Annotated in this window: 22 protein-coding genes; 7 read left to right on the top strand and 15 right to left on the bottom strand. The window is 62.7% G+C overall.

Going from position 1 to position 18,180, the window contains the following annotated elements; all coding sequences use genetic code 11:
* Positions 1–203: 203 nt before the first annotated feature.
* Entirely contained in the window at positions 204–665 is a 462-nt protein-coding gene (locus tag J3L12_RS15750) for a tRNA (cytidine(34)-2'-O)-methyltransferase (protein ID WP_208016006.1), read from the bottom strand.
* A gap of 152 nt (positions 666–817) precedes the next feature.
* Between J3L12_RS15750 and J3L12_RS15745 the strand changes: the two genes are divergently transcribed.
* Complete coding sequence (locus J3L12_RS15745) at positions 818–2,443, top strand: GGDEF domain-containing protein (protein ID WP_208016005.1); 1,626 nt, start codon at positions 818–820, stop codon at positions 2,441–2,443.
* A gap of 125 nt (positions 2,444–2,568) precedes the next feature.
* Here the strand turns inward: J3L12_RS15745 and J3L12_RS15740 are convergent, their stop codons facing one another.
* The 3 genes from J3L12_RS15740 to J3L12_RS15730 are packed head-to-tail and all read right to left on the bottom strand — an operon-like array spanning position 2,569 to position 3,907.
* Positions 2,569–2,856 (bottom strand): metal-sensitive transcriptional regulator, encoded by a 288-nt coding sequence (locus tag J3L12_RS15740; RefSeq protein WP_208016004.1) that lies wholly within the window; start codon positions 2,854–2,856, stop codon positions 2,569–2,571.
* A gap of 17 nt (positions 2,857–2,873) precedes the next feature.
* Positions 2,874–3,233 (bottom strand): rhodanese-like domain-containing protein, encoded by a 360-nt coding sequence (locus J3L12_RS15735; RefSeq protein WP_208016003.1) that lies wholly within the window; start codon positions 3,231–3,233, stop codon positions 2,874–2,876.
* Positions 3,230–3,907, bottom strand: a complete 678-nt coding sequence (locus tag J3L12_RS15730) for a thioredoxin family protein (protein ID WP_208016002.1) — start codon at positions 3,905–3,907, stop codon at positions 3,230–3,232. Before J3L12_RS15730 ends, J3L12_RS15735 begins: the two co-directional genes overlap by 4 nt.
* A gap of 115 nt (positions 3,908–4,022) precedes the next feature.
* Here J3L12_RS15730 and J3L12_RS15725 point away from each other — a divergent pair, with 115 nt between their 5' ends.
* A complete protein-coding gene (locus J3L12_RS15725) occupies positions 4,023–4,382 on the top strand; it encodes a rhodanese-like domain-containing protein (RefSeq protein WP_208016001.1) in 360 nt (119 codons plus the stop codon).
* Here J3L12_RS15725 and J3L12_RS15720 read toward each other — a convergent pair.
* The 5 genes from J3L12_RS15720 to J3L12_RS15700 all read right to left on the bottom strand — a co-directional run bounded on the left by J3L12_RS15720 (position 4,379) and on the right by J3L12_RS15700 (position 8,781).
* A complete protein-coding gene (locus J3L12_RS15720; RefSeq protein ID WP_208016000.1) occupies positions 4,379–5,008 on the bottom strand; it encodes an MBL fold metallo-hydrolase in 630 nt (209 codons plus the stop codon). The two genes, J3L12_RS15725 and J3L12_RS15720, sit on opposite strands and share 4 nt — an antisense overlap.
* The gene (dxs, locus tag J3L12_RS15715; protein WP_208015999.1) at positions 5,009–6,868 is read right to left on the bottom strand and encodes a 1-deoxy-D-xylulose-5-phosphate synthase; all 1,860 of its coding nucleotides are present in this window, start codon (positions 6,866–6,868) and stop codon (positions 5,009–5,011) included.
* 131 nt (positions 6,869–6,999) lie between these two features.
* Positions 7,000–7,680, bottom strand: a complete 681-nt coding sequence (locus tag J3L12_RS15710; RefSeq protein ID WP_208015998.1) for a hypothetical protein — start codon at positions 7,678–7,680, stop codon at positions 7,000–7,002.
* Positions 7,681–7,689: 9 nt separating this feature from the next.
* Positions 7,690–8,136, bottom strand: a complete 447-nt coding sequence (locus J3L12_RS15705) for a hypothetical protein (protein WP_243455309.1) — start codon at positions 8,134–8,136, stop codon at positions 7,690–7,692.
* 210 nt (positions 8,137–8,346) lie between these two features.
* Positions 8,347–8,781 (bottom strand): hypothetical protein, encoded by a 435-nt coding sequence (locus tag J3L12_RS15700; RefSeq protein ID WP_208015996.1) that lies wholly within the window; start codon positions 8,779–8,781, stop codon positions 8,347–8,349.
* 201 nt (positions 8,782–8,982) lie between these two features.
* On the opposite strand from J3L12_RS15700, the gene J3L12_RS15695 reads away from it, so the two are divergent.
* Entirely contained in the window at positions 8,983–9,324 is a 342-nt protein-coding gene (locus J3L12_RS15695; RefSeq protein WP_208015995.1) for a hypothetical protein, read from the top strand.
* 5 nt (positions 9,325–9,329) lie between these two features.
* On the opposite strand, the gene J3L12_RS15690 is transcribed toward J3L12_RS15695, so the two are convergent.
* The 6 genes from J3L12_RS15690 to J3L12_RS15665 form a co-directional block, all read right to left on the bottom strand.
* Complete coding sequence (locus J3L12_RS15690; protein ID WP_208015994.1) at positions 9,330–10,109, bottom strand: ectonucleotide pyrophosphatase/phosphodiesterase; 780 nt, start codon at positions 10,107–10,109, stop codon at positions 9,330–9,332.
* Between the two features lie 7 nt (positions 10,110–10,116).
* Entirely contained in the window at positions 10,117–11,127 is a 1,011-nt protein-coding gene (locus J3L12_RS15685; protein ID WP_208015993.1) for an ABC transporter ATP-binding protein, read from the bottom strand.
* Positions 11,127–11,912, bottom strand: a complete 786-nt coding sequence (locus J3L12_RS15680; protein WP_208015992.1) for an ABC transporter permease subunit — start codon at positions 11,910–11,912, stop codon at positions 11,127–11,129. The genes J3L12_RS15685 and J3L12_RS15680 overlap by 1 nt, the downstream gene beginning before the upstream one ends.
* Positions 11,909–12,742 (bottom strand): ABC transporter permease subunit, encoded by an 834-nt coding sequence (locus J3L12_RS15675; protein ID WP_208015991.1) that lies wholly within the window; start codon positions 12,740–12,742, stop codon positions 11,909–11,911. The genes J3L12_RS15680 and J3L12_RS15675 overlap by 4 nt, the downstream gene beginning before the upstream one ends.
* 98 nt (positions 12,743–12,840) lie before the next feature.
* On the bottom strand, positions 12,841–13,869 hold the full coding sequence (locus J3L12_RS15670) for an extracellular solute-binding protein (RefSeq protein ID WP_208015990.1): 1,029 nt from the start codon (positions 13,867–13,869) through the stop codon (positions 12,841–12,843).
* Positions 13,870–14,073: 204 nt separating this feature from the next.
* Positions 14,074–14,736: a PspA/IM30 family protein gene (locus J3L12_RS15665; protein WP_208015989.1), complete on the bottom strand. Its 663-nt coding sequence runs from the start codon at positions 14,734–14,736 to the stop codon at positions 14,074–14,076.
* Between the two features lie 409 nt (positions 14,737–15,145).
* Here J3L12_RS15665 and J3L12_RS15660 point away from each other — a divergent pair, with 409 nt between their 5' ends.
* The 4 genes from J3L12_RS15660 (at position 15,146) to J3L12_RS15645 (ending at position 17,876) form a co-directional block, all read left to right on the top strand.
* Positions 15,146–16,156 carry a polyprenyl synthetase family protein gene (locus tag J3L12_RS15660; RefSeq protein WP_208015988.1) on the top strand — a complete coding sequence of 337 codons (1,011 nt, stop codon included), beginning with the start codon at positions 15,146–15,148 and terminating at the stop codon, positions 16,154–16,156.
* 27 nt (positions 16,157–16,183) lie between these two features.
* Positions 16,184–16,474, top strand: a complete 291-nt coding sequence (locus J3L12_RS15655) for a type II toxin-antitoxin system prevent-host-death family antitoxin (RefSeq protein WP_208015987.1) — start codon at positions 16,184–16,186, stop codon at positions 16,472–16,474.
* Positions 16,464–16,718: a type II toxin-antitoxin system RelE/ParE family toxin gene (locus J3L12_RS15650; protein WP_208015986.1), complete on the top strand. Its 255-nt coding sequence runs from the start codon at positions 16,464–16,466 to the stop codon at positions 16,716–16,718. Before J3L12_RS15655 ends, J3L12_RS15650 begins: the two co-directional genes overlap by 11 nt.
* Positions 16,719–16,802: 84 nt before the next feature.
* The gene (locus J3L12_RS15645; RefSeq protein ID WP_208015985.1) at positions 16,803–17,876 is read left to right on the top strand and encodes an LLM class flavin-dependent oxidoreductase; all 1,074 of its coding nucleotides are present in this window, start codon (positions 16,803–16,805) and stop codon (positions 17,874–17,876) included.
* Positions 17,877–18,180 lie beyond the last annotated feature (304 nt).

Below are 18,180 nucleotides of genomic sequence, written 5' to 3'. Positions count from 1 at the left end.
TAAACGCTACCAACCCCGTTCCCCGGCCATGGCTGCCCATCTCACTGACCGCATTTGGTCTATCTCTGACATCCTTCGCCATCAGGTCTTTCCATCCAGCCACCGGTGATAATCTCAAATGACTACCCAGTCCCGGATAGCTCGATATTTGCGAAGAGCGCTCTAAATGTGCAGATGTGCTGACCGAAGTCAGGTAGTCCCGCCTAGACCCCAGCCTCAAAACCCACCTGCCGCAGCGCTTCGTAAAGCCCTATGCCCACCGCTACGGCCAGGTTGAGGGAGCGCCCGCCCTGGCCGGGCATGGGGATGGTTACGCTGGGGAAGTGCGCCAGCACCTCTTCGGGCAACCCCCGGCTCTCCGGCCCAAAGAGCAGGTAATCGCCGGGTTGGTACTCTACCTCGGTGTAGAGCCTGGAAACCTTGCTGCTGAAAGCCCAGACCCGGCTGCGCTCTGGCAGGGCTTCCAGGAAAGCCTGCCAGGAATTGTGCAAAACGTAGTCCAGTGCAGGCCAGTAGTCCAGCCCGGCCCGCCTGAGCTTGGGGCTATTCCACTGGAAACCCAAAGGCCGAATCAGGTGCAGCCGGGCCCCGGTAGCGGCACAAGTGCGGGCGATGTTGCCCGTGTTCTGAGGAATTTCGGGCTGGTACAGCGCGACATTGAACACCCACTGAATTTAGCCTATTTCAGCCCAAAACCCTCCTGACCCAAAAGATTAAGACCCTCGGCCCAAAGTAACGGGTTTGCGCGGAAAAAGTAACGTTTGGGTGGGTATTTTTCCACGCTTTTTTCAACTACGTCTTGTTTACTGTAAAAAGGATGACTGAGGCCCTTCCCGAAATTGGACTCATGCTGCTGGCTGCCGTTGCCGGACTCTGGATCTGGTGGCTGGCCCGGCAGGAGCCCCTCTGGCAGGGAGCCTCGCTGGGGGTCTTGCTGGGGGGTTTGCAGATAGGGGCTATGCTGCTCGAGCCCATCAGCACCCCCTCGGTCACCTTCCAGCCCTCGGGTGGTTTGCTGCTGCTGGGGGTACTGGCCTGGGCGGCTACCCTGCGAAGGTTGCATCCAACGGATTCACCCCGGTACAGCCTGGGTTTGCTTCCATTCGTACCTTTCATGGTGCTGGGCCTTCTTCAGGGGCCGGGCCTCGAGCTTGCCCGCGCCCTCTGGCTGGTCGACCTGCTACCCCTACTGCTGGCCTTGCCCCTGCTCGAGGCGGCCCTACGCGGACAGGTCGGCGAGGGCCGACTGGTCTGGGGGCTGGGGCTGCTCTTCAAAGCGGGCGGCAGTCTGGCCCTGGCCTGGCTGGGCGAGGCCGGCGGTTTTACCTATCTGGCCTGGGCCATGAGCCTACTTCTGTTGGGCTCTGGTATCCACCTGGAAACCCACCAGGAACGCATCAGCAAACCCATACTGATCTTGATTGCAGCCGGTTTGCTGAGCAGTCTGGTGCTGCTCAGCCTGGATCTGCAGGCCTCTAACCGTTTTTCGGAATGGGTGCTGATAGGCTGGGCCTATGCGGCCTTCACGGCGATTACCGGGGTCGGACTGGTGGTTTACCAGCGCATCCTTCGCTCGGAACGGCAGCTCGAGCTGTGGGTCAACCTGCTCGAGACCCTCTCCAGCAAGAGCCAGGCCACCCAGCATCTCACCCCCCAGGGGGTCTTGCAAAGCGTGCTGGACGGCCTCAAGCCCCTGTTTAGCAACCTGGTGGGGCTGGAGGTACGCTCCGATACAACCTTCCGCGTAGGCCAGAGCGGCCCTTACGTGCGCACCTTTGAGCTGATGCTCGAGCACCCCACCGAAGCGCGGCTCTACTTTTCCGGCCCCCCCCAGGACGAGCGGGGGCTGGAAGCCCTGGCCCCGCTGCTCACCGAACGGCTACGGCTCTCGCTTACCCTCAACGAGTGGCGCAGCAAAGCCTACACCGACCCCCTCACCGGCCTCCTGAACCGGCGGGGGTTCGAGCGCCAGATGCAGCGGCTAATCCGACTGGCGGGCGAGCAGGGCAAGCCCATCGCCCTGGCCCTGCTGGACATAGACCGCTTTAAGCGCGTCAACGACACCTACGGCCACCCGGCCGGCGACGAGGTACTCAAACAACTGGCCGGACTGCTACGCAAGGCCAGCCGAAGCGACGACCTGGCCGTGCGCTTGGGCGGCGAGGAGTTTGGCCTGGTGCTGTTTGGGGCCGACCTCGAGGATGCCTACCACGTGCTCGAGCGCATCCAGAGCGAGGTGCGTTCCCTGTACATCCCTCCCATTAGCTGGCCCCTGAGCATCTCGGCTGGCCTGGCCGGCGGCGAGATTCCGCCCTCTATGAGCACCGTGCAGCGCTGGCTCGAGCAAGCCGACGAAGCCCTCTATGAAGCCAAAAAGTCGGGTCGTGATCGGATTTATCCGGTTCCGACGATGCCTGGGCTGGAGGACTTGCTGGAGTTGTAACACCGGGTAGGTTTGCCGCGAACCAACATGCCCTGGATGGAGATGGGCCGCGCAGAGCCAAGGAAGGGGAAAACCAAAGAAAAAAGAGGGAACCCTGGTTCCCTCTCTCGGCAAGCGGCAAAAGCCTACTTCCGCAACAGCCGCACCATCTCCACCAACTGCGCGGGGGCGGAGGGCTCGAGGTCGGCCTTGCAATGGGCCAGGTAGGTCTCGAGGATTTCCTCGCCCACAGAGTCCAGTGCGCTACGCACCCCGCTCAAAAGCGTCAGGATATCCTTGCACTCGCGGTCTTCTTCCACCATTTTTTGCAAACCACGCACCTGCCCTTCCAGGCGGCGCAACCGGTGGACAATTCTGGTTTTATCGCTCGGGCCGAAGGTGGCGGTTGGGGTTTGTTGGGAGGCAGTGGGCATATCGGGCATCTTTGGTTTTATCGGGTGGTGGGGTATCCTTTGGCCATCCAGGCCTGAATGCCCCCATGCACCAGGTTGAGGTTCTGGTATCCCTTACCCATCAGGTATCGCACCGCCACCCCGCTGCGGTTTTGCGTATTGCAGTGGATGTAGACCACCCGATCCTTGGGCACCCGGTTCCACCAGCGGTCGATCTCCTGCACCGGCCAGTTGACCGCGCCCTTGATGTGCCCCTGAGCGAACTCCTCTTGGGTACGCACATCAATCACAAACACCCTGGGGTTGGATAAGGCCGCCTTCAGGTCGTCTACTGTGACGATTTTTGTTTGGGCCAACCCAAAGGGAAGAACGGCCAGGAGTAAGGCCAGTAGCCTCATGCCACCACTCCGGAGCTGGCCTTGATGGCCGCCTCTACAAAGACCCGATCGGGCTGCCCGCCTAAAATGCGCTGCTGGGTGTTGCCGCTGATGATGGTGTCGGGTACGCCAGAGATGTTGTAGCGGCGCGAAAGGGTGGGGAACTCATTGGCCTCCACGCCTTCGGCTATCACGTTAGGGTTGTGGTAGGCCATTTTGAAGGTGGCCAGCACGGCCTGGGGGCAGTAGGGGCAGGTGGGGGTCACAAAGGCTTGCATCCGGACGGGCGCGGTTACCTTTTGCAAATCGGCTTGCGACTTCTCCCCCAGCTTGCTGTCGCCGGTGCCGAGCATCAGCAAGGCCTCTATAAGGGTGCTAAACTCGTAACCAGCAGGCAGCCCCAAAAAGCGGATGTTGCTGCGATTGGAGCCCTTTTCGCGCAGCAGAATGGTGGGCGCATAGTTCAGGCCCAGGGCCTGGGCTTCGGGGTCGGCGTGCAAGGAGCGTTGTTCCAGGCTGAGATTGGGGTTCAAAGCGACAACTTCCTTCAGCAAGCCCAGGGTCTCGTCCTGAAGGCCCACTTCCTGACCGGGAAGCTCGATGCCCGAGGTGGTAAACACCACCAACTCCACCGGGTTCTGAATAGGAGCCAGCATCTCGCGCACCTGGCCTTGAATCTTTTCGTCTAAGAACATGGTTTTCTCCTTTGGCGGGGCAGCATACCCCCACCGGTATATGGCAGTATACCCCCTGGGGATATATTGCGCAAGTGAACTTTGTCTTCCGGCCAAAAGCAATAGACTGAAAGATATGTGGGGATGGTTGAAAAATCTGTTGGGACTGGGGCCCAGGGTGCCCCGGATTGCTGCCAGGGAAGCCCAGGAAAAGCTCAGGGCAGGGGCGGTGATGATAGATGTGCGCACCCCCCTCGAGCGCAAACTGGCCAAAATTCCAGGCTCCCAGGGGCTGCCGCTGGCCGAGCTGGCCAGGCGCTGGGAAAGCCTGCCCAAAGACAAGCCCATCATCTGCCAGTGCGAAAGCGGCAGCCGCAGCCAGCAAGCCGCCGAGTTTCTGGCCCAGAAGGGCTTTGAGGTCTACAACCTGGCCGGGGGCATCTCGGCCTGGCAGGCCGCAGGTTTGCCGGTGAAAAAGGGCGATATTCAGCGCTAGAGGCCCAGCCTTGCCGCCAGCGCACGCACCGCCTCGATGGTGGTGGGCGGCCCATGTCCTACCAGGATGGTGTTGGCCTCGAGGCGGGCTATCTTGCCCACCGTGCGGCGGGCTTCCTGGGTGTCGTGGTTGACTATGGCGGGCGGCACCCAGGGGCCCCGGGGGCCTACCCGTAGGGCATCGCCTGCTAGAAGGGTACCCTGCCGCAGCAAACCTACTTGCCCAGGCGTGTGCCCCGGCAGGTGCACCACCCGCCAGCCCAGCACAAAGGCCCCCTCCTCTACGGGAATAAGGGCCTCCTTCGGGAGGGGCCTGGGGCTATTGGCGATATAGTCCCCCAGCCAGGGGATGGGTGGGAAGGGAGGGCGGCGTTTGTCGCCGCAGATATAGGGGATATCCAGGGGGTGGGCGTAGATGGGAAGCCCAAAGCGCTCCCAGAGCATGCGGGCCCCGCCCACATGATCCAGGTGGTGGTGCGTCAGCAGCAGCGCTGCCGGTTTTTTGTCCCCCAGGTAGCGCAAGAGCTTTCGGTTCTCGTGCGGCATGCCGCTGTCTACCAGCAATAGCCCTTCAACTTCGCCCACCAGGTAGGTGTTGGCGGTCATGGGGAGAAGCTGCGTTTGCATTCAGGTTCTGGCAGGGCTCGACACCCTGCCGACCCCCATCCCGGCCAGCGCCTCGCGGATGGCCTCGGCGTCAATGCCGGCCTCACGGTGCATGCGGGGGATGGAGCCGTGGTCAAAGAAGCGGTCTGGCAGGCCCAGCACCCGGATGTCGGGCTTCAGGCCCAGTTCGTTGAGGGCTTCCAGCACCGCGCTGCCGAAGCCTCCCATCTTCTGGTGGTCTTCGGTGGTGACCAGCTTGTAGCCCTCGAGGGCCAGCCTCTTTAGCATCTCCCTGTCCAGCGGCTTGATGAACCGGGCGTTGATCACCCCCACCTCGGGGTTATCCAGGGCGGCCTCGAGGGCGTACTTGAGGGTCTTGCCAAAACCCAGGATATAGGCTTTGGAACCTTCCTTCAGCACTTCCCATCGGCCCCACTCAATCTCGGGCCAGGCCCCTTCGGGCGCTTTTTCCACGTTGTCGCGGGCGTAGCGGATGGCGATGGGCCCGCCCAGCGCCAGCGCTTTCTTGAGCATGGCCCGCAACTCCAGGGCATCCCTGGGGGCGGCAATCTGCACGTTAGGGATGGTACGCAGGTAGGCAATATCGAAGACCCCGTTATGGGTCGCCCCGTCGCCCCCCACAATCCCGGCCCGATCCACCGCCAACACCACCGGCAGGTTCTCGATGGCAATATCGTGAATCACCTGGTCGAAGGCCCGTTGCAAAAAGGTGGAGTAGATGGCCAGAACGGGCTTCAGGCCGCGCAGGGCCATCCCGGCGGCAGTAGTGGCCGCCACGTCCTCGCAGATGCCGGTGTCCAGGTAGCGCTCGGGGTGGGTCTGGGAGTAGCGCACCAGGCCCGAACCCTCGCGCATGGCCGGGGTAATCACAAAGAGTTTGGGTTCCTGGTAGGCCAGTTCGGTCACGGCGTCGCCAAAAGCCGCCGACCAGGAGTAGCCCTTGCTCACCTTCTCGGGGTTTTGAGGGTTGAAGCCGGGCGGCCCGTGCCAGTAGATGGGGTCTTCCTCGGCCACCCCGTAGCCCTTGCCCTTCTGGGTTACGATGTGCAGCAGGGTGGGGCCATCCAGCTCCTTGATCTGCTCCAGGATGTGAATCAGGCCCGGCAGGTCGTGCCCGTCCACCGGCCCCACGTAGCGGATGCCCCAGGCGTAGAAGGGGTTCTCCTGGTGCAGCATCAGCTTGGCGGCCTCCTTGGCCCGGTCTACCAGGTTGAAGAGTTTCGGGGAAATACCCTCCAGCACCTGCTTTCCCCATTTCTGGGTGTCCTGCACCCACTTCTTGGTCTGGTACTCCTTGAAGTAGCGGTTGAGCGCCCCCACGTTTTCCGAGATGGACATCTCGTTGTCGTTCAGAACCATCAAGAGCCTGGGCTTGCGCTCCCCAATCACGTTGAGGGCGGCCAGGGCCATTCCGCCCGTCAGAGCGCCGTCGCCGATGATGCCCACCACGTGGTAGTCCTGGCCCAGCGTATCGCGGGCCATGGCCATGCCCAGGGCGTTGGCCAGCGAGGTGGAGGCGTGGCCCACCGTGATGGCGTCGTGTTCGCTTTCCGAGACCTTGGTGAAGCCCGAGATGCCGCCTTCCTGGCGGATGGTGTGAATCACATCCTTGCGCCCGGTGAGGATTTTGTGGGCGTAGGCCTGGTGGCCCACATCGAAAAGCAGGCGGTCGCGGGGGGAGTCGAATACCTTGTGCAGGGCCACAATCAGCTCCACCGCCCCCAGCGAGGAGGCCAGGTGGCCCCCGTTCTGGGCGCACACCCGGATAATCTCGCTGCGCAGCTCTTCCGCCAGTTGCAGCAGCTCTTCCTGCGAGAGGGTTTTGAGGTCTTGGGGTTGGTTTACCTTTTGCAGAATCACATACGCCTCCCAAAACGATTGGGCGATAACGCGCCTACGGCCTACCTCTTGCCCTCAACTTTAGGGGTTTGCGAACCTGGTGCAGTACCCCAGAGAACAAAGGGGCTCCGCATTGTAAGGCCGCCTACGGTTCATTTGAAGTTGCGGTCTATGAGGGAGAGGCCCCCCTGGTCGCTGAAGTTGACCGAGCTGTAAATCTCGCCCACACCCGGAAAGAACCATAGCTCAAAGTTTTCCCGAAGGCTGGGGTTGCGGGGGTCGCGGTACTCGAGGCCAATGCGAAAAACCTCAAAACTGCCCGCCGGCACCGTAACGTTGGACTTGCCCAGCACGGTGTAGGTGTACTCCAGCACCCGGTCGCTGACCCGGGTGATCTGGTTGTTGGCGCGCAGCTCGATGACCTCGCGGGTCTGCCCGCCCCAGCGCGCCCCCACGGCCAGGCTGGCCTGCGGGGGGTATTCCTGAATGGCCGGGGTGTAGCGGGCGACCTGGATCCGGTCAAAGTCCTCGATGCCCAGAAGCCGCACCCCGCTGGCATCTATCTGGCGGTAGTAGGAACGCTCGAGGCCCCGCCCACTCAGGCGAAAGCGGATTGCCGGCTGGCCTTCAAAGGTGGTGGGGCCGATCACCGAGAGCCGCACCGGCGGGTCGCCAATGGAAGCCCGGGGCGGGAGGTAGACCCAGTCCAGCCCGGGCTGGGAGGGGTAAAAGCCGACCGAGCCCTGAATGAGGGCGGTGTTGGTCTGGGGTTCGCTGGCGCGTGGCGCACAGGCCGCCAACAAAAGCAAAACCGGTACAAGGATTCGCAGCATCGCTCCAATTTACCCCTGGTGAGGGGCGGGCGGATGTAAAACTTCGCGCAATTCGATTAGAAACAGGGGCAGCTCGGCCAGGGCCGGGGGCTCCTGGGCCCCCGAAACTAGCACCAGTTCGGCGCCCAGGCGCTCCAGGTACTCCACCCCACGCCGGAAACATTGGTTGAGTTCGTGGTGGCGCACCAGCAGGCGGTCTCGAGTGGGGCCTTCGGTGACCGGTTTGGCCAGAAAGTGCTCGAGCTCGGCCAGTTGCGGCAGCAGTTTGCGTAAATCCCGCCCATACTGCCGCACCTGCTTGAGCGGTTCGCGCAGGTGGGGGAGCCGCTCGCCCTGCTGCCGGACTTCGGCCAGGGCCAGATCCAGCCGGTGGGCCTGCTCGCTTTGGGTTGGTGGCAGGTTGCGGCCCGCGCCAAAGGCCCAGACCAAAAGCCCCACCACCAGCAGGAGCAGCATCAATTCAAGCAGCGCCAGGCCAGCCACCTTGCTTTTAGAATACGACCCCTATCCCGGAGTGCAAGCACTGAGGGGTGCGGTAAGAATATCCACTTCCGAAATCTACGATTCACGATCCAGAGCCAGGGCTTGCGCCGCGCCACTGCAAGCCCCTCATACGAGTCACACTGCATCAAAACCGCACCTTTCTATCGTGGGCGCACTTAGACCCTAGGCTACTTCCAGCGTTTCCAGATCAAACAACGGCTGAACCCCCGCCTCGCGCAACCGGCGGTAGCGTTTTGGCATTCTGGAAGGGGGCTTTAGCTCTGCGGGCAGCGCCTTTTTGGGCGCGGGGCGCAACTCGGCGAGTAGGCGGGCCACCTCGGCCTCGCTGAGGGGTGGGGGAGCCGGTGCACGAACGATTACCCGAGCCCGCACCGTGAACCCCGGCTCGGATGTGGGGGCACGCAGGGGCTGGACGGGAGAAAACCTGGGTCTTGCGGTCGGGACTGCCCGCTCGAGCCGGAAGCCCAGGAACACCAGCGCCACACCCAACCCCCCGAGGCCCAGCACCCAGGCCACACCCCAGACCGCCATCCCCAGCGAGGCCAGCCCCAGCCCCGAGGCCAGTACCCAGACCAGCGGAACCACCCTTTGATGCATCGCGCTCCCCCCTTGTCCCAACCATACCCGCCAACCGTCAGGCCAGCGTTGCGCTTCTCTGGAACGGGTTCAGTAGAGCCATCAAAGTCGCCCAATTGCTTATTTTGCAACGATATTACGTCCAGAACCCAAAAAGGGCACCCTTTGTCATCTGGTTCCTTGCGAGCCACTGACAAAAGCGCTTTAGCTTTGTGGATGAGTATGAGCTCCAGCGCATCCAAGGAAACGCGCCTGCGCGATGCGGCCATTGCCGCCTACCGGGCCGAGATGATGCAGGCCGGGGAAGCCTGGTACAAGACCGTTGCCTACGAAGAACTTCGGCGGGTACTGGGGGAAGAGTGGCTAGGCCTGAGCCGCTTTCGTCTGGTGGAGATTTGTGGAACCCGCGAGATCACGGTAGAGGTGGATGGAGAGCTGTTTTCAGTAGCCGAAGTGGGCAAAGCCAACAGCGAGCCTGCTACCGTGGTGGTGCGCCATCTGCCTACAGGCCGGGCGGTGGGTAGCCTGGCCCAGTTGGGCGAGGTTTTTCTAAGCCATTCCTGACACCCTCAGCGGAGCCGGAGGGCTCGCCCTTCCCAGACAGGTTCGGGTGCTACCCCCAGCAGTTGCGCTACCGTGGGGGCCAGCTCCAGGAGGCTCATCGGCTCCGCGATGGGCTGGTTCCGGGGCACCCCGGGCCCCCAGGCCATGAAAGGCACGGTCATGTCCTCCGGGTGTTCGGTGCCGTGCATCCGCAGGTGGCCGCCGTGGTCGCTCATTACCAGCAGCACCGTGTCTCCTGGCAGGGCTTCCACCACCTGGCCCAGCAGGTCGTCGAGGTGTTCAACCTGGCGCAGGTAGGCAGGACTCATCCAGCCGGCAAGATGCCCTACCTCGTCCACACTGCCCAGGTAGAGAAAGGTGAAGTCGAGCTCGCTCGAGCGCAGGTAGGGTAACGCCGCACTTACCACCTTCTGGTCGGAGACTTCGGGGTTGTGTTCGTAAGCGATTAGCTTAGATACCGAGAGGCAGAGGGGCCTGGCCACATCGCGCAAGGGCTCCCAGGAATAAAACATGCCGCTGCGCTTGCCTGCCTGCTTGAGCGCCTCAAAAAGCCCCGGCACGGAACGGGCCATGGGCACGTAGGTGTTGGAAAGCACCCCGTGCCGCTCCGGCGGCAGGCTGTGAAACAGGCTCATGTGGCAGGGCAGGGTGATGCTCGGCCAGACCGAGCGCGCCGTCAGGGTGTAGGCTCCCTCGCGCATGAGGGCCTGAAAGTGGGGGGTATGGGCGGCCTCGAGGGCATCGGGCCTGAGACCGTCGGTGGTGATGTAGAGAACCCGGGGCACGAAGCACCTACACCAGAATCCAGGCGTCCTCCGGCACGTGGAGCCGCACCGGGTCTCCTCGCTGCAAGAGCACCTGGTTGGGCGCCCGTACCGTCCAGAGGTCGGGGCCCACCCGCACCAGCACCTGTTGCTCGGCCCCCAGGTAGGTTACCAGCTCCACCGTGCCGCTAAAGGGGCCGTGGGCGTTCAGCTCCACCCGCTCGGGGCGCACACCCACCCGGCCCACAGGTGCTACCGGCAGGGCCACCTCCTGCCCGCTGATGCGGTAGCCGCCGGGGGTTTTCTCGGGGGTGAACAGGTTCATGGAGCCCACAAAGGTGGCCACAAACGGGGTGGCGGGGCGGGTGTACAGTTCGCGGGGCGTGCCCACCTGCTCGATGCGGCCCTGGTTCATCACCACCACCCGGTCGGACATGCTCATGGCCTCCTCCTGGTCGTGGGTGACCAGCAGGGTGGTGATGCCGAGCTCGAGCTGCAACCTGCGCAGCTCGGTGCGCAGCCCGGCCCGAATCTTGGCATCGAGGGCCGAGAGCGGCTCGTCCAGGAGCAGCACCCTAGGCTCGGGGGCCAGCGCCCGGGCCAGGGCCACCCGCTGCCGCTGCCCGCCGGAAAGGCTTTGCACCGAACGGTTCTCGAAGCCCAGAAGACCCACCAGCTCGAGCATCTCCCCCACCCGCCGCTGGATGCGCTCGGCAGGCCAGCGGGCCACCCGCAGGCCAAAGCCGATATTGCCCGCCACGCTCAGGTTGGGAAAGAGCGCATAACTCTGGAACACCATGCCTACCCGGCGTTCCTCTGCGGGCAGTGCGGTGACGTCCTGCTCGCCAAAATAGACCCTGCCCCCGTCGGGTTGCTCGAAGCCCGCAATCATGCGCAGGGTGGTGGTCTTGCCGCAGCCCGAGGGGCCCAGCAGCGAGACCAGCTCGCCGGGGGCAACCTCCAGGCCCACCCCCTCCACGGCGGTCTTGCCCTGGAAGTGTTTGTGAAGGTTCTCGAGTCGGATTCCTACTTTCTGCATCAGATCACCGATACCTTGGCGTCCTTGCGGAGCGACAGCGCCCAGAAGCCCAGCCCCCAGGCCGCCAGAAACGAGAGCACCGTAATGGCGGCGCTCCCGTTGCCGTCGGTGCGGGCTAGCTGCACCTGATAGACCGGCAAGGTCTCCCATAGCGTGCCGATTAGAAGCTGCGTGAGGGCAAACTCGCCAAAAGCCGCGCTGAAGGCCAGCACCCCCCCGGACAGCACCCCCGGCAGCACCGTGGGCAGGATGACCCAGGCCAGGGTTTTGGCATCGTCGGCCCCCAGGCTGCGGGCAGCCTCGGCCAGGGTCTTGATGTCGGCGGCGGCGAAGGCGTTGTCCACCGCACGGTAGGCGTAGGGGAGCGAGATCACCGTAACGGCGGCAATCAGCAGGAAAGGGGTCTGGGCGAGTTGCAGGGGCGGGCCTGAGTACAGCGAGATCAGGCCCACCGCCAGGATCACACCCGGAAACACGAAGGGCCACAGGGTGAGGAACTCGAGCACCCCCGCCACCTTGGGGTAGTACATCCGCACCACGAACAGCGTGGGTACCAGAAAGAAGATGGAGAGGGCCACCACCGAGAACGAAAGCAGCGCGGTGCGCCCCAGCGAGAGCCAGAAGCGCTGGTTCTCGAGGAGGTTGGCCCAGTGCTTGAGGGTGTAGCCCTCCGGCAAGAGCGCCGTCCAGCTGGTCGCCACGCTGTAGGCCAGCGAGGCCAGGATGGGCAGAAAGAGGTAAAGCCCCAGGGCCAGGAGCAGCAAGCGACGCAGGAGCCGGGTCATGCGCCCTCCATTTGCGCAGCCCAGCGACGGCTCAGGCGGTACAGCACGAGCGAGAGGGCCAGCACCAGGGCCATCATGAGGGCCAGGGTCGAGGCCAGCACCGGGTTGTAGCTGATGTCGCCGCCTACCTGAAAGCCGATCTGCAAGGGCAAGAGGTTGCGCTGCCCCTGGGTGAGGGCATACACCGTGGCGTAGGCCCCGAAGGCATTGGCAAACAGCAGAATATACGACCCCAGAATGGAGGGCAGCAACACCGGGATGCCCACCCGCCACCAGAAACCCCACTGGCTGCTCCCCAGGCTGCGGGCGGCCTCGAGCCACTCCCGCTGAATGGCCCCAAACGCCGGCAGCATGAGCACCGTCATGAGGGGCCACTGAAAGTACAGGTACACCCAGTACAGCCCTTCCTTGCTATAGATATCCACCGTGGGCAGGCCCAGTCCCTTCAAAATCAGGTTAAAGAAGCCGTTACCACCCAGCAACACGATAAAGGCAAAGGCCAGCGGCGGCCCGGCAAAGTTGGCCGCTACCGCCGAAAGGCCGGTGGTAAAGCGTTTGACCAAGGGGTTGGCCGAAGACCAGAGCGCCCAGGCCGTCAGGGTGCCCAGCACCGCCCCTTGCAAGGCGCTTATAAAGGCCAGCTCGAAGGAGTTGCGCAAGGCCCGCTGAAAGAGGGGCCGGGTGGCCTCGGCCCAGGAGGCCAGGCTGAGCTGCCCTTCATTCCAGAAGACCCGCACCAGCAGGAGGCCCGGCAGCACCTCAAAGAGCAGCAAAAAGAACACAAACAAGAGGGCAATGCCCACACTGGCCCAGCGCAAACCCAGGCTCATGGTCTCGCCCCCAGAGCAAACCCTCCCCAGCCTGGGCCAGGGAGGACGATGGTGGTCGGAACGCCGATGAAAACCACGAGGAAGAGCTTCCCTTGGTACTAGTTGCCCACGACCTCGAGGGCCCACTTCTCGCCCATGTCCTTGGCCACGGCTTCCATGTTCAGCCAGTTGGTGATGGGCTTGGCCACCTTGTACTGGGCCTGGGGCAGCAGGCCCTTCTCCACATCCTCGGGCAGCTTCACGTTGCGGATGGGGCGGGCGCCCGAGCGGGCGAAGGCAATCTGGCCTTCGTCGGAGAGCACCGTCTCCATCCAGAGCTTGGCCGCATTGGGCCGGCGGGTGAACTTATTGAGCACGGTGGCGTAAGGGCCGTAGGTCGAGCCGTCGGTAGGCACCGAGATGGCCAGCTCGGGAATATCTTTACGCCAGTTAAGGGCGCGGAAGTCCCAGTCCAGGGTGATGCCAATCTCGCCCTTGGCCAGAAGGTCTTTGGAAGGGGCTACCGGCTTCAGGTTCCCCGACTTGGCGAGCTGGGCAAAGAACTTGATGCCGGGGTCAACGTTGCGGTCGGAGCCGCCGTTGGCGAAAGCTGCCGCAATCACGGCGTACTGGCCCAGCGCCGCCCGGCGGGGGTCTTGTACGGCGATCAGTCCCTTGTATTCAGGCTTCAAGAGATCCTTGAAGCTCTTGGGCACGTTTTTAACAACTTTAGTGTTGGTGACCAGCACGATGGTGCCGTAGTAGGTTGCGGTGCAGCGGCCCAGGGGATCCTTGGCCCAGAGGGGAATTTCGCTCCACTTGCTGGGCTTGTAGGCCATCAGGATATCCTCGCGGATGGCAATGGTGCAGAACTGGTAGCCAATGTCGAAGGCGTCGGCGACCGGGTTGTTGCGCTCGGCCTTGACCTTGGCGATCTCCTCGGCGCTGGACATGTCGGTGTCGCTGTGCTTGAGCCCGTATCGCCTGGTCATGATCTCGGCAATGGCCCCATAACCCGCCCAGTCGGCAGGCGAGCCGTAGGTGACGATCTGCCCCTCTTTCTTGGCCCCCTCAATCAGGGCTTGCAGACCTTGGGCCAGGGCAAAGAGGCCCAAAACAACCATGACCAGAACCGAAAATTTCCGCATACACTTCCTCCACAGGCACGCTATGGGTTTTTTGTCAGCGCCAGGTCAGGCCAGTGGGAACGCTTCTGGGAAGCCCGTTTGAACCCATAGTTGCGATTAACGTTCCCAGACACTCTACCCAACGCCCTGGTGGAAATGCAAGCTAGACAAAAAAGGCCCCCTTCTGAAGACAAAGGGGGCTGTGTTAGCTTTTTGTAAGCCGCTCTAGGCCATCCCCAGCTCGCGCTTGAGGCGGGCCAGGTCGTCCTCGACTTCTTTGCTGCTGCCCAGGCTATCGAGCTCCTTCTCGATGTTGCTCTTGTCCATCTCCGAGAGGGCGGCATGTTTGTCTTCCATGGCCTCGATGCGGCGTTCCATGTCCTCGAAGGCTTCGACGGCGCTGTGGGTGTCCACCTTGGACTCGAAGCGGCGCACCGTCTCGGCGGCCTCCACGCCCTTCTTGCGGGCAATCAGCAGGGCCTTCTTGGCCTCGGACTCCTGGATTTTGCCTTCCAGGGCCTTGAGCTGGGTGGTGAGCTGGTTGACCAGGGCTTGCTGCTGGGCCACCTGCTGGGCAAAGCCCTCGGAGAGGGCCTGGGCCTGCTGCTTGCGCTTGAGGGCCTCCCGGGCCAGGTCTTCGCGTTCGCTCCGGAGGGCTTCGGCAGCTTTTTGCTCCCAGGCCCGCACCTGTTCGGCGTAGTTTCGCTGGTCGCGCTCGAGCTTCTTCAACTCGGCCATGGCCTCGGCCACTTCCATCCGAGCATCCCGCAGCGTTGCCCGCATGTCTTCCAGGGCCTGCTCGATGATCTTTTCGGGGTCTTCGGCCCGCTTGATGAGGTCGTTGATGTTGGCCCTGATCAGGCGGGAAAGGCGGTCAAGAATACCCATGTTTGAGCCTCCTGTGGAGCTTTAGTGTAGCGCACCCAAAGGGCGCTCACAACCGCTGACAAACACCGAATGTTGGTTGGCTATGCTCACCCTTAGCGCAGGCCCAACTGCCATTGCAAGGAAATATGCTACATACTGACGCAGATAATGTAAAGCATATTTAGCACATTTACCATCAGGAAATGTACGTGATGATCTGGGCCAGACAGGCGTTATCGCGCTCCCAACAGACGTGGTTGTCCGTTCAGCCGGCCAGGCAGAGCTTTCTTGAGGTCGGATGGTCAGAATATGCAAAGAGCGCTCTGATCCTTTAGGCATTTGGGAAAGAGGCGAGCCAAGTCCCCACGACCCTGGACTCTCGACCCTCGGCTTTTTGCCCTCTGCCCTGCGCCGCCGTAGTATCTACACCATGACCGCTGCCCTCTCCCCCGCCCAGGTACGCGCAGCCATCCAGCAATACCTCCTGGACGCTCTGCCCAACCCCGAGGCCGCCAGGCGTCCCGAACTGGCCGAGTATGCCCGGCTCCTGCGCGACTACCCCGAGCGCGGCGGCAAGATGCTGCGCGGGATGCTACTGGTCTATACCGGCCTGGCCTACGGCGCCGAGTTCAAACCACTGCTGCCCATTGCGGCGGCCCTCGAGCTCTTCCAGAACTGGGCCCTGATCCACGACGATATCGAGGACGCCTCCGACGAGCGGCGCGGCAAGCCCGCCCTGCACAAGCTGTATGGAATGCCGCTGGCCCTGAACGCCGGTGATGCGCTGCACGCCAAACAGTGGGCCCTGCTCATCGAGGCCGGGGTCTCGCAGGCGGTACTCTTGGAGTTTGTGCGGCTGGTGGAGCTCACCGCCGAGGGGCAGCACCTCGAGATGACCTGGATGGAGCGCCAGCGCTTTGACCTGGGGGAAGCCGATTACCTGGAGATGGTGGGGCAAAAGGCCGCCTACTACACCGCCGTAGCACCGCTGCGGCTGGGCGTGCTGGCGGCGGGCCTAAAGCCCCCGGCGGTGCTGGAAGAGGCTGGGATGAAGCTGGGCATCGGCTTCCAGATTATGGACGACGTGCTCAACCTGGTGGGTGACCCCGCCAAATACGGCAAGGAGATTGCAGGGGATTTGTGGGAGGGCAAGCGCACCCTGATCCTGCTGCACTTTTTGCAACAAGCCCGCCCAGAGGAGCGCAAACGGGCCGAGCAACTGCTTTGCATCCCCAGAGAGCAAAAACCCGCTCCAGAAGTGGGCTGGCTCCACCAGCAGCTTTTGCAGTCGGGTGCGGTGGCCTATGCCCAGACCCTGGCCGAGCAGATGCTGGCGGAAGGGCTCTCGCTGCTGGAGCCGGTACTGCTCCAGGCCCCCCGAAGAGACCTGGGCGCGGTGGTGCTCGAGGTGCTGCAAAGCCTGGTGCGGCGCGAGGCTTGAGGTACAAAATCTTGTACAATGTTTGATATGAAAACCCTCGACCTTCGGCGGGATCTGGTGCCGGTTTCAGAGTTTCGCGCGAACGCTGCGGCTTTCCTCAAGCGTCTTCAACAGGGCGACCGGCTGGTGCTGACCCAAAACGGCAAAGCCGCTGGGGTGCTCCTTGGGGTAGACGACTACCACGAGATGGAACTGCGGTTGAAGGAGTTGGAAGCGCTGGCGTTTGGATTGCTGGATCTGCGTCAGGGAAAAACACAAGCCACCGACAATGCCGAGGTACTCCAGCAGCTAGCCGAAGAGGTTAAGCGTGCGGGTTAGGTGGCTGGAGGGGGCAAAACAGCAGCTACTGAGCGAGGTTCTGGGCCAACTTACGGGGAAAGAACGGCGGGAACTCGAGCAGGCGGTCAGAGCAGCAACAGAAAACCTGGAGCAATTTCCCGAAATCGGCAAGATGAGGAGCCCTCCCAGAGAAGACATCCGCGTGCTATGGGTGCGGGAGTACCGGCTAACCTACCTTCTGGATTACGAGCAGGATGAGGTTCTGATTTTTTCCTTTGTGTAGGGCCGTCGTAAAGGGGATGCGCTCGACTAACCCATCGTGACCCAGCCCAGGGTTTATTACACTATAAAAAGTATACTGCCCATCATGGAGCCTAAACCCTTTGAACTTGGCCTCTATACCTTCGTCGAAAACACCCCCGACCCCTACACCGGGCAGCTTCAAGACCCGGTGCAGCGCCTGCGCGACCTGCTCGAGACCGCCGAGCTGGCCGATCAGGTGGGCCTGGATGTGTTTGCGGTGGGCGAGCACCACCGCGAAGAGTACCTCTCGAGCAACCCCGCCGTCATCCTGGCTGCAATTGCAGAACGCACCCGGCGCATCCGCCTGAGTAGCGCCGTCACGGTGCTCAGCTCCGACGACCCGGTGCGGGTCTTCCAGCAGTTCGCCACCCTGGATCTGCTCTCGGGGGGCCGGGCCGAGATCATGGCCGGGCGCGGCTCGTTCATCGAGTCGTTCCCGCTGTTTGGCTACGATTTAGACGATTACAACGAGCTCTTTGAAGAGAAGCTCGAGCTGCTGCTCCAAATCCGCAACCAGGAGCGCGTGACCTGGCGCGGGAAGCACCGCCCCGCCCTGGAAAACCAGCCTGTCTACCCCCGTCCGGTGCAGCACCCCTTGCCCGTCTGGGTGGCGGTGGGGGGCACCCCGGCCTCCGTGGTACGGGCCGCTACCCTGGGCCTGCCCATGGCTCTGGCCATTATCGGCGGGGTGCCCGAGCGCTTCGCCCCCCTCTTCGAGCTCTACCGCCAGACCGCCCACCGCATAGGCCAGGCCCCCCAGCCCCTCTCCATCAACGCCCACGGCTTCATCGCCGATGACCCAAAGGAGGCCCTCGAGGTCTCCTACGCCACCAGCAGCCCGGTCATGAACCGCATCGGGCGCGAACGCGGCTGGCCCCCCCAGAGCCGCGCCCAGTACGAGGCCAGCACCGCCCTGCGCGGGGCGCTCTTTGTGGGCCACCCCGAACAGATCATCGAGAAAATCCTCTACCAGCACCAGATCTTCGGCCACCAGCGCTTCTTGCTGCAACTGAGCGTGGGCACCGTGCCCCACCGCAAGATGATGCGGGCGATTGAGCTATTTGGGACTGAAGTAGCGCCGGTGGTCAGGCAGGAGATTGCATCAAGAACTGCGCCTCTCAGACTCTCTAAGGCTTAAGCCTGTCATGTTCAAGCAGCTCATGTTTTGGGAAGTTGCAAACCTTTTTCTGCAGATTTAGCCCACAGGAAATTGATGAAAGCAGATGCTGCCACAAGCATGAACTTTGCTTCGGCGAAAGTGGGTTTTTCCGCGTCTTCGGTCAAGGAATGGCGAATGCCGCCCTCATCACTGGTAGGTAGTAAGGTGAGATTATCCCTGGGGGTAGTTGAAAGGGAGGCCCCTGTCAGCGCAGATTACGCTGTGTGAAAACAGAAAGACCTCCCATCGAAAGGTTAGCTTGTCCGATTGAAGGATGCAAACT

Origin of the sequence: Meiothermus sp. CFH 77666 (genome assembly GCF_017497985.1) — a bacterium.
In the GTDB taxonomy this organism is placed as follows: Bacteria; Deinococcota; Deinococci; order Deinococcales; family Thermaceae; genus Meiothermus.
The sequence above is the reverse complement of the archived record's forward strand: the minus strand, read 5'-3'. Positions and strand labels throughout refer to the sequence as shown.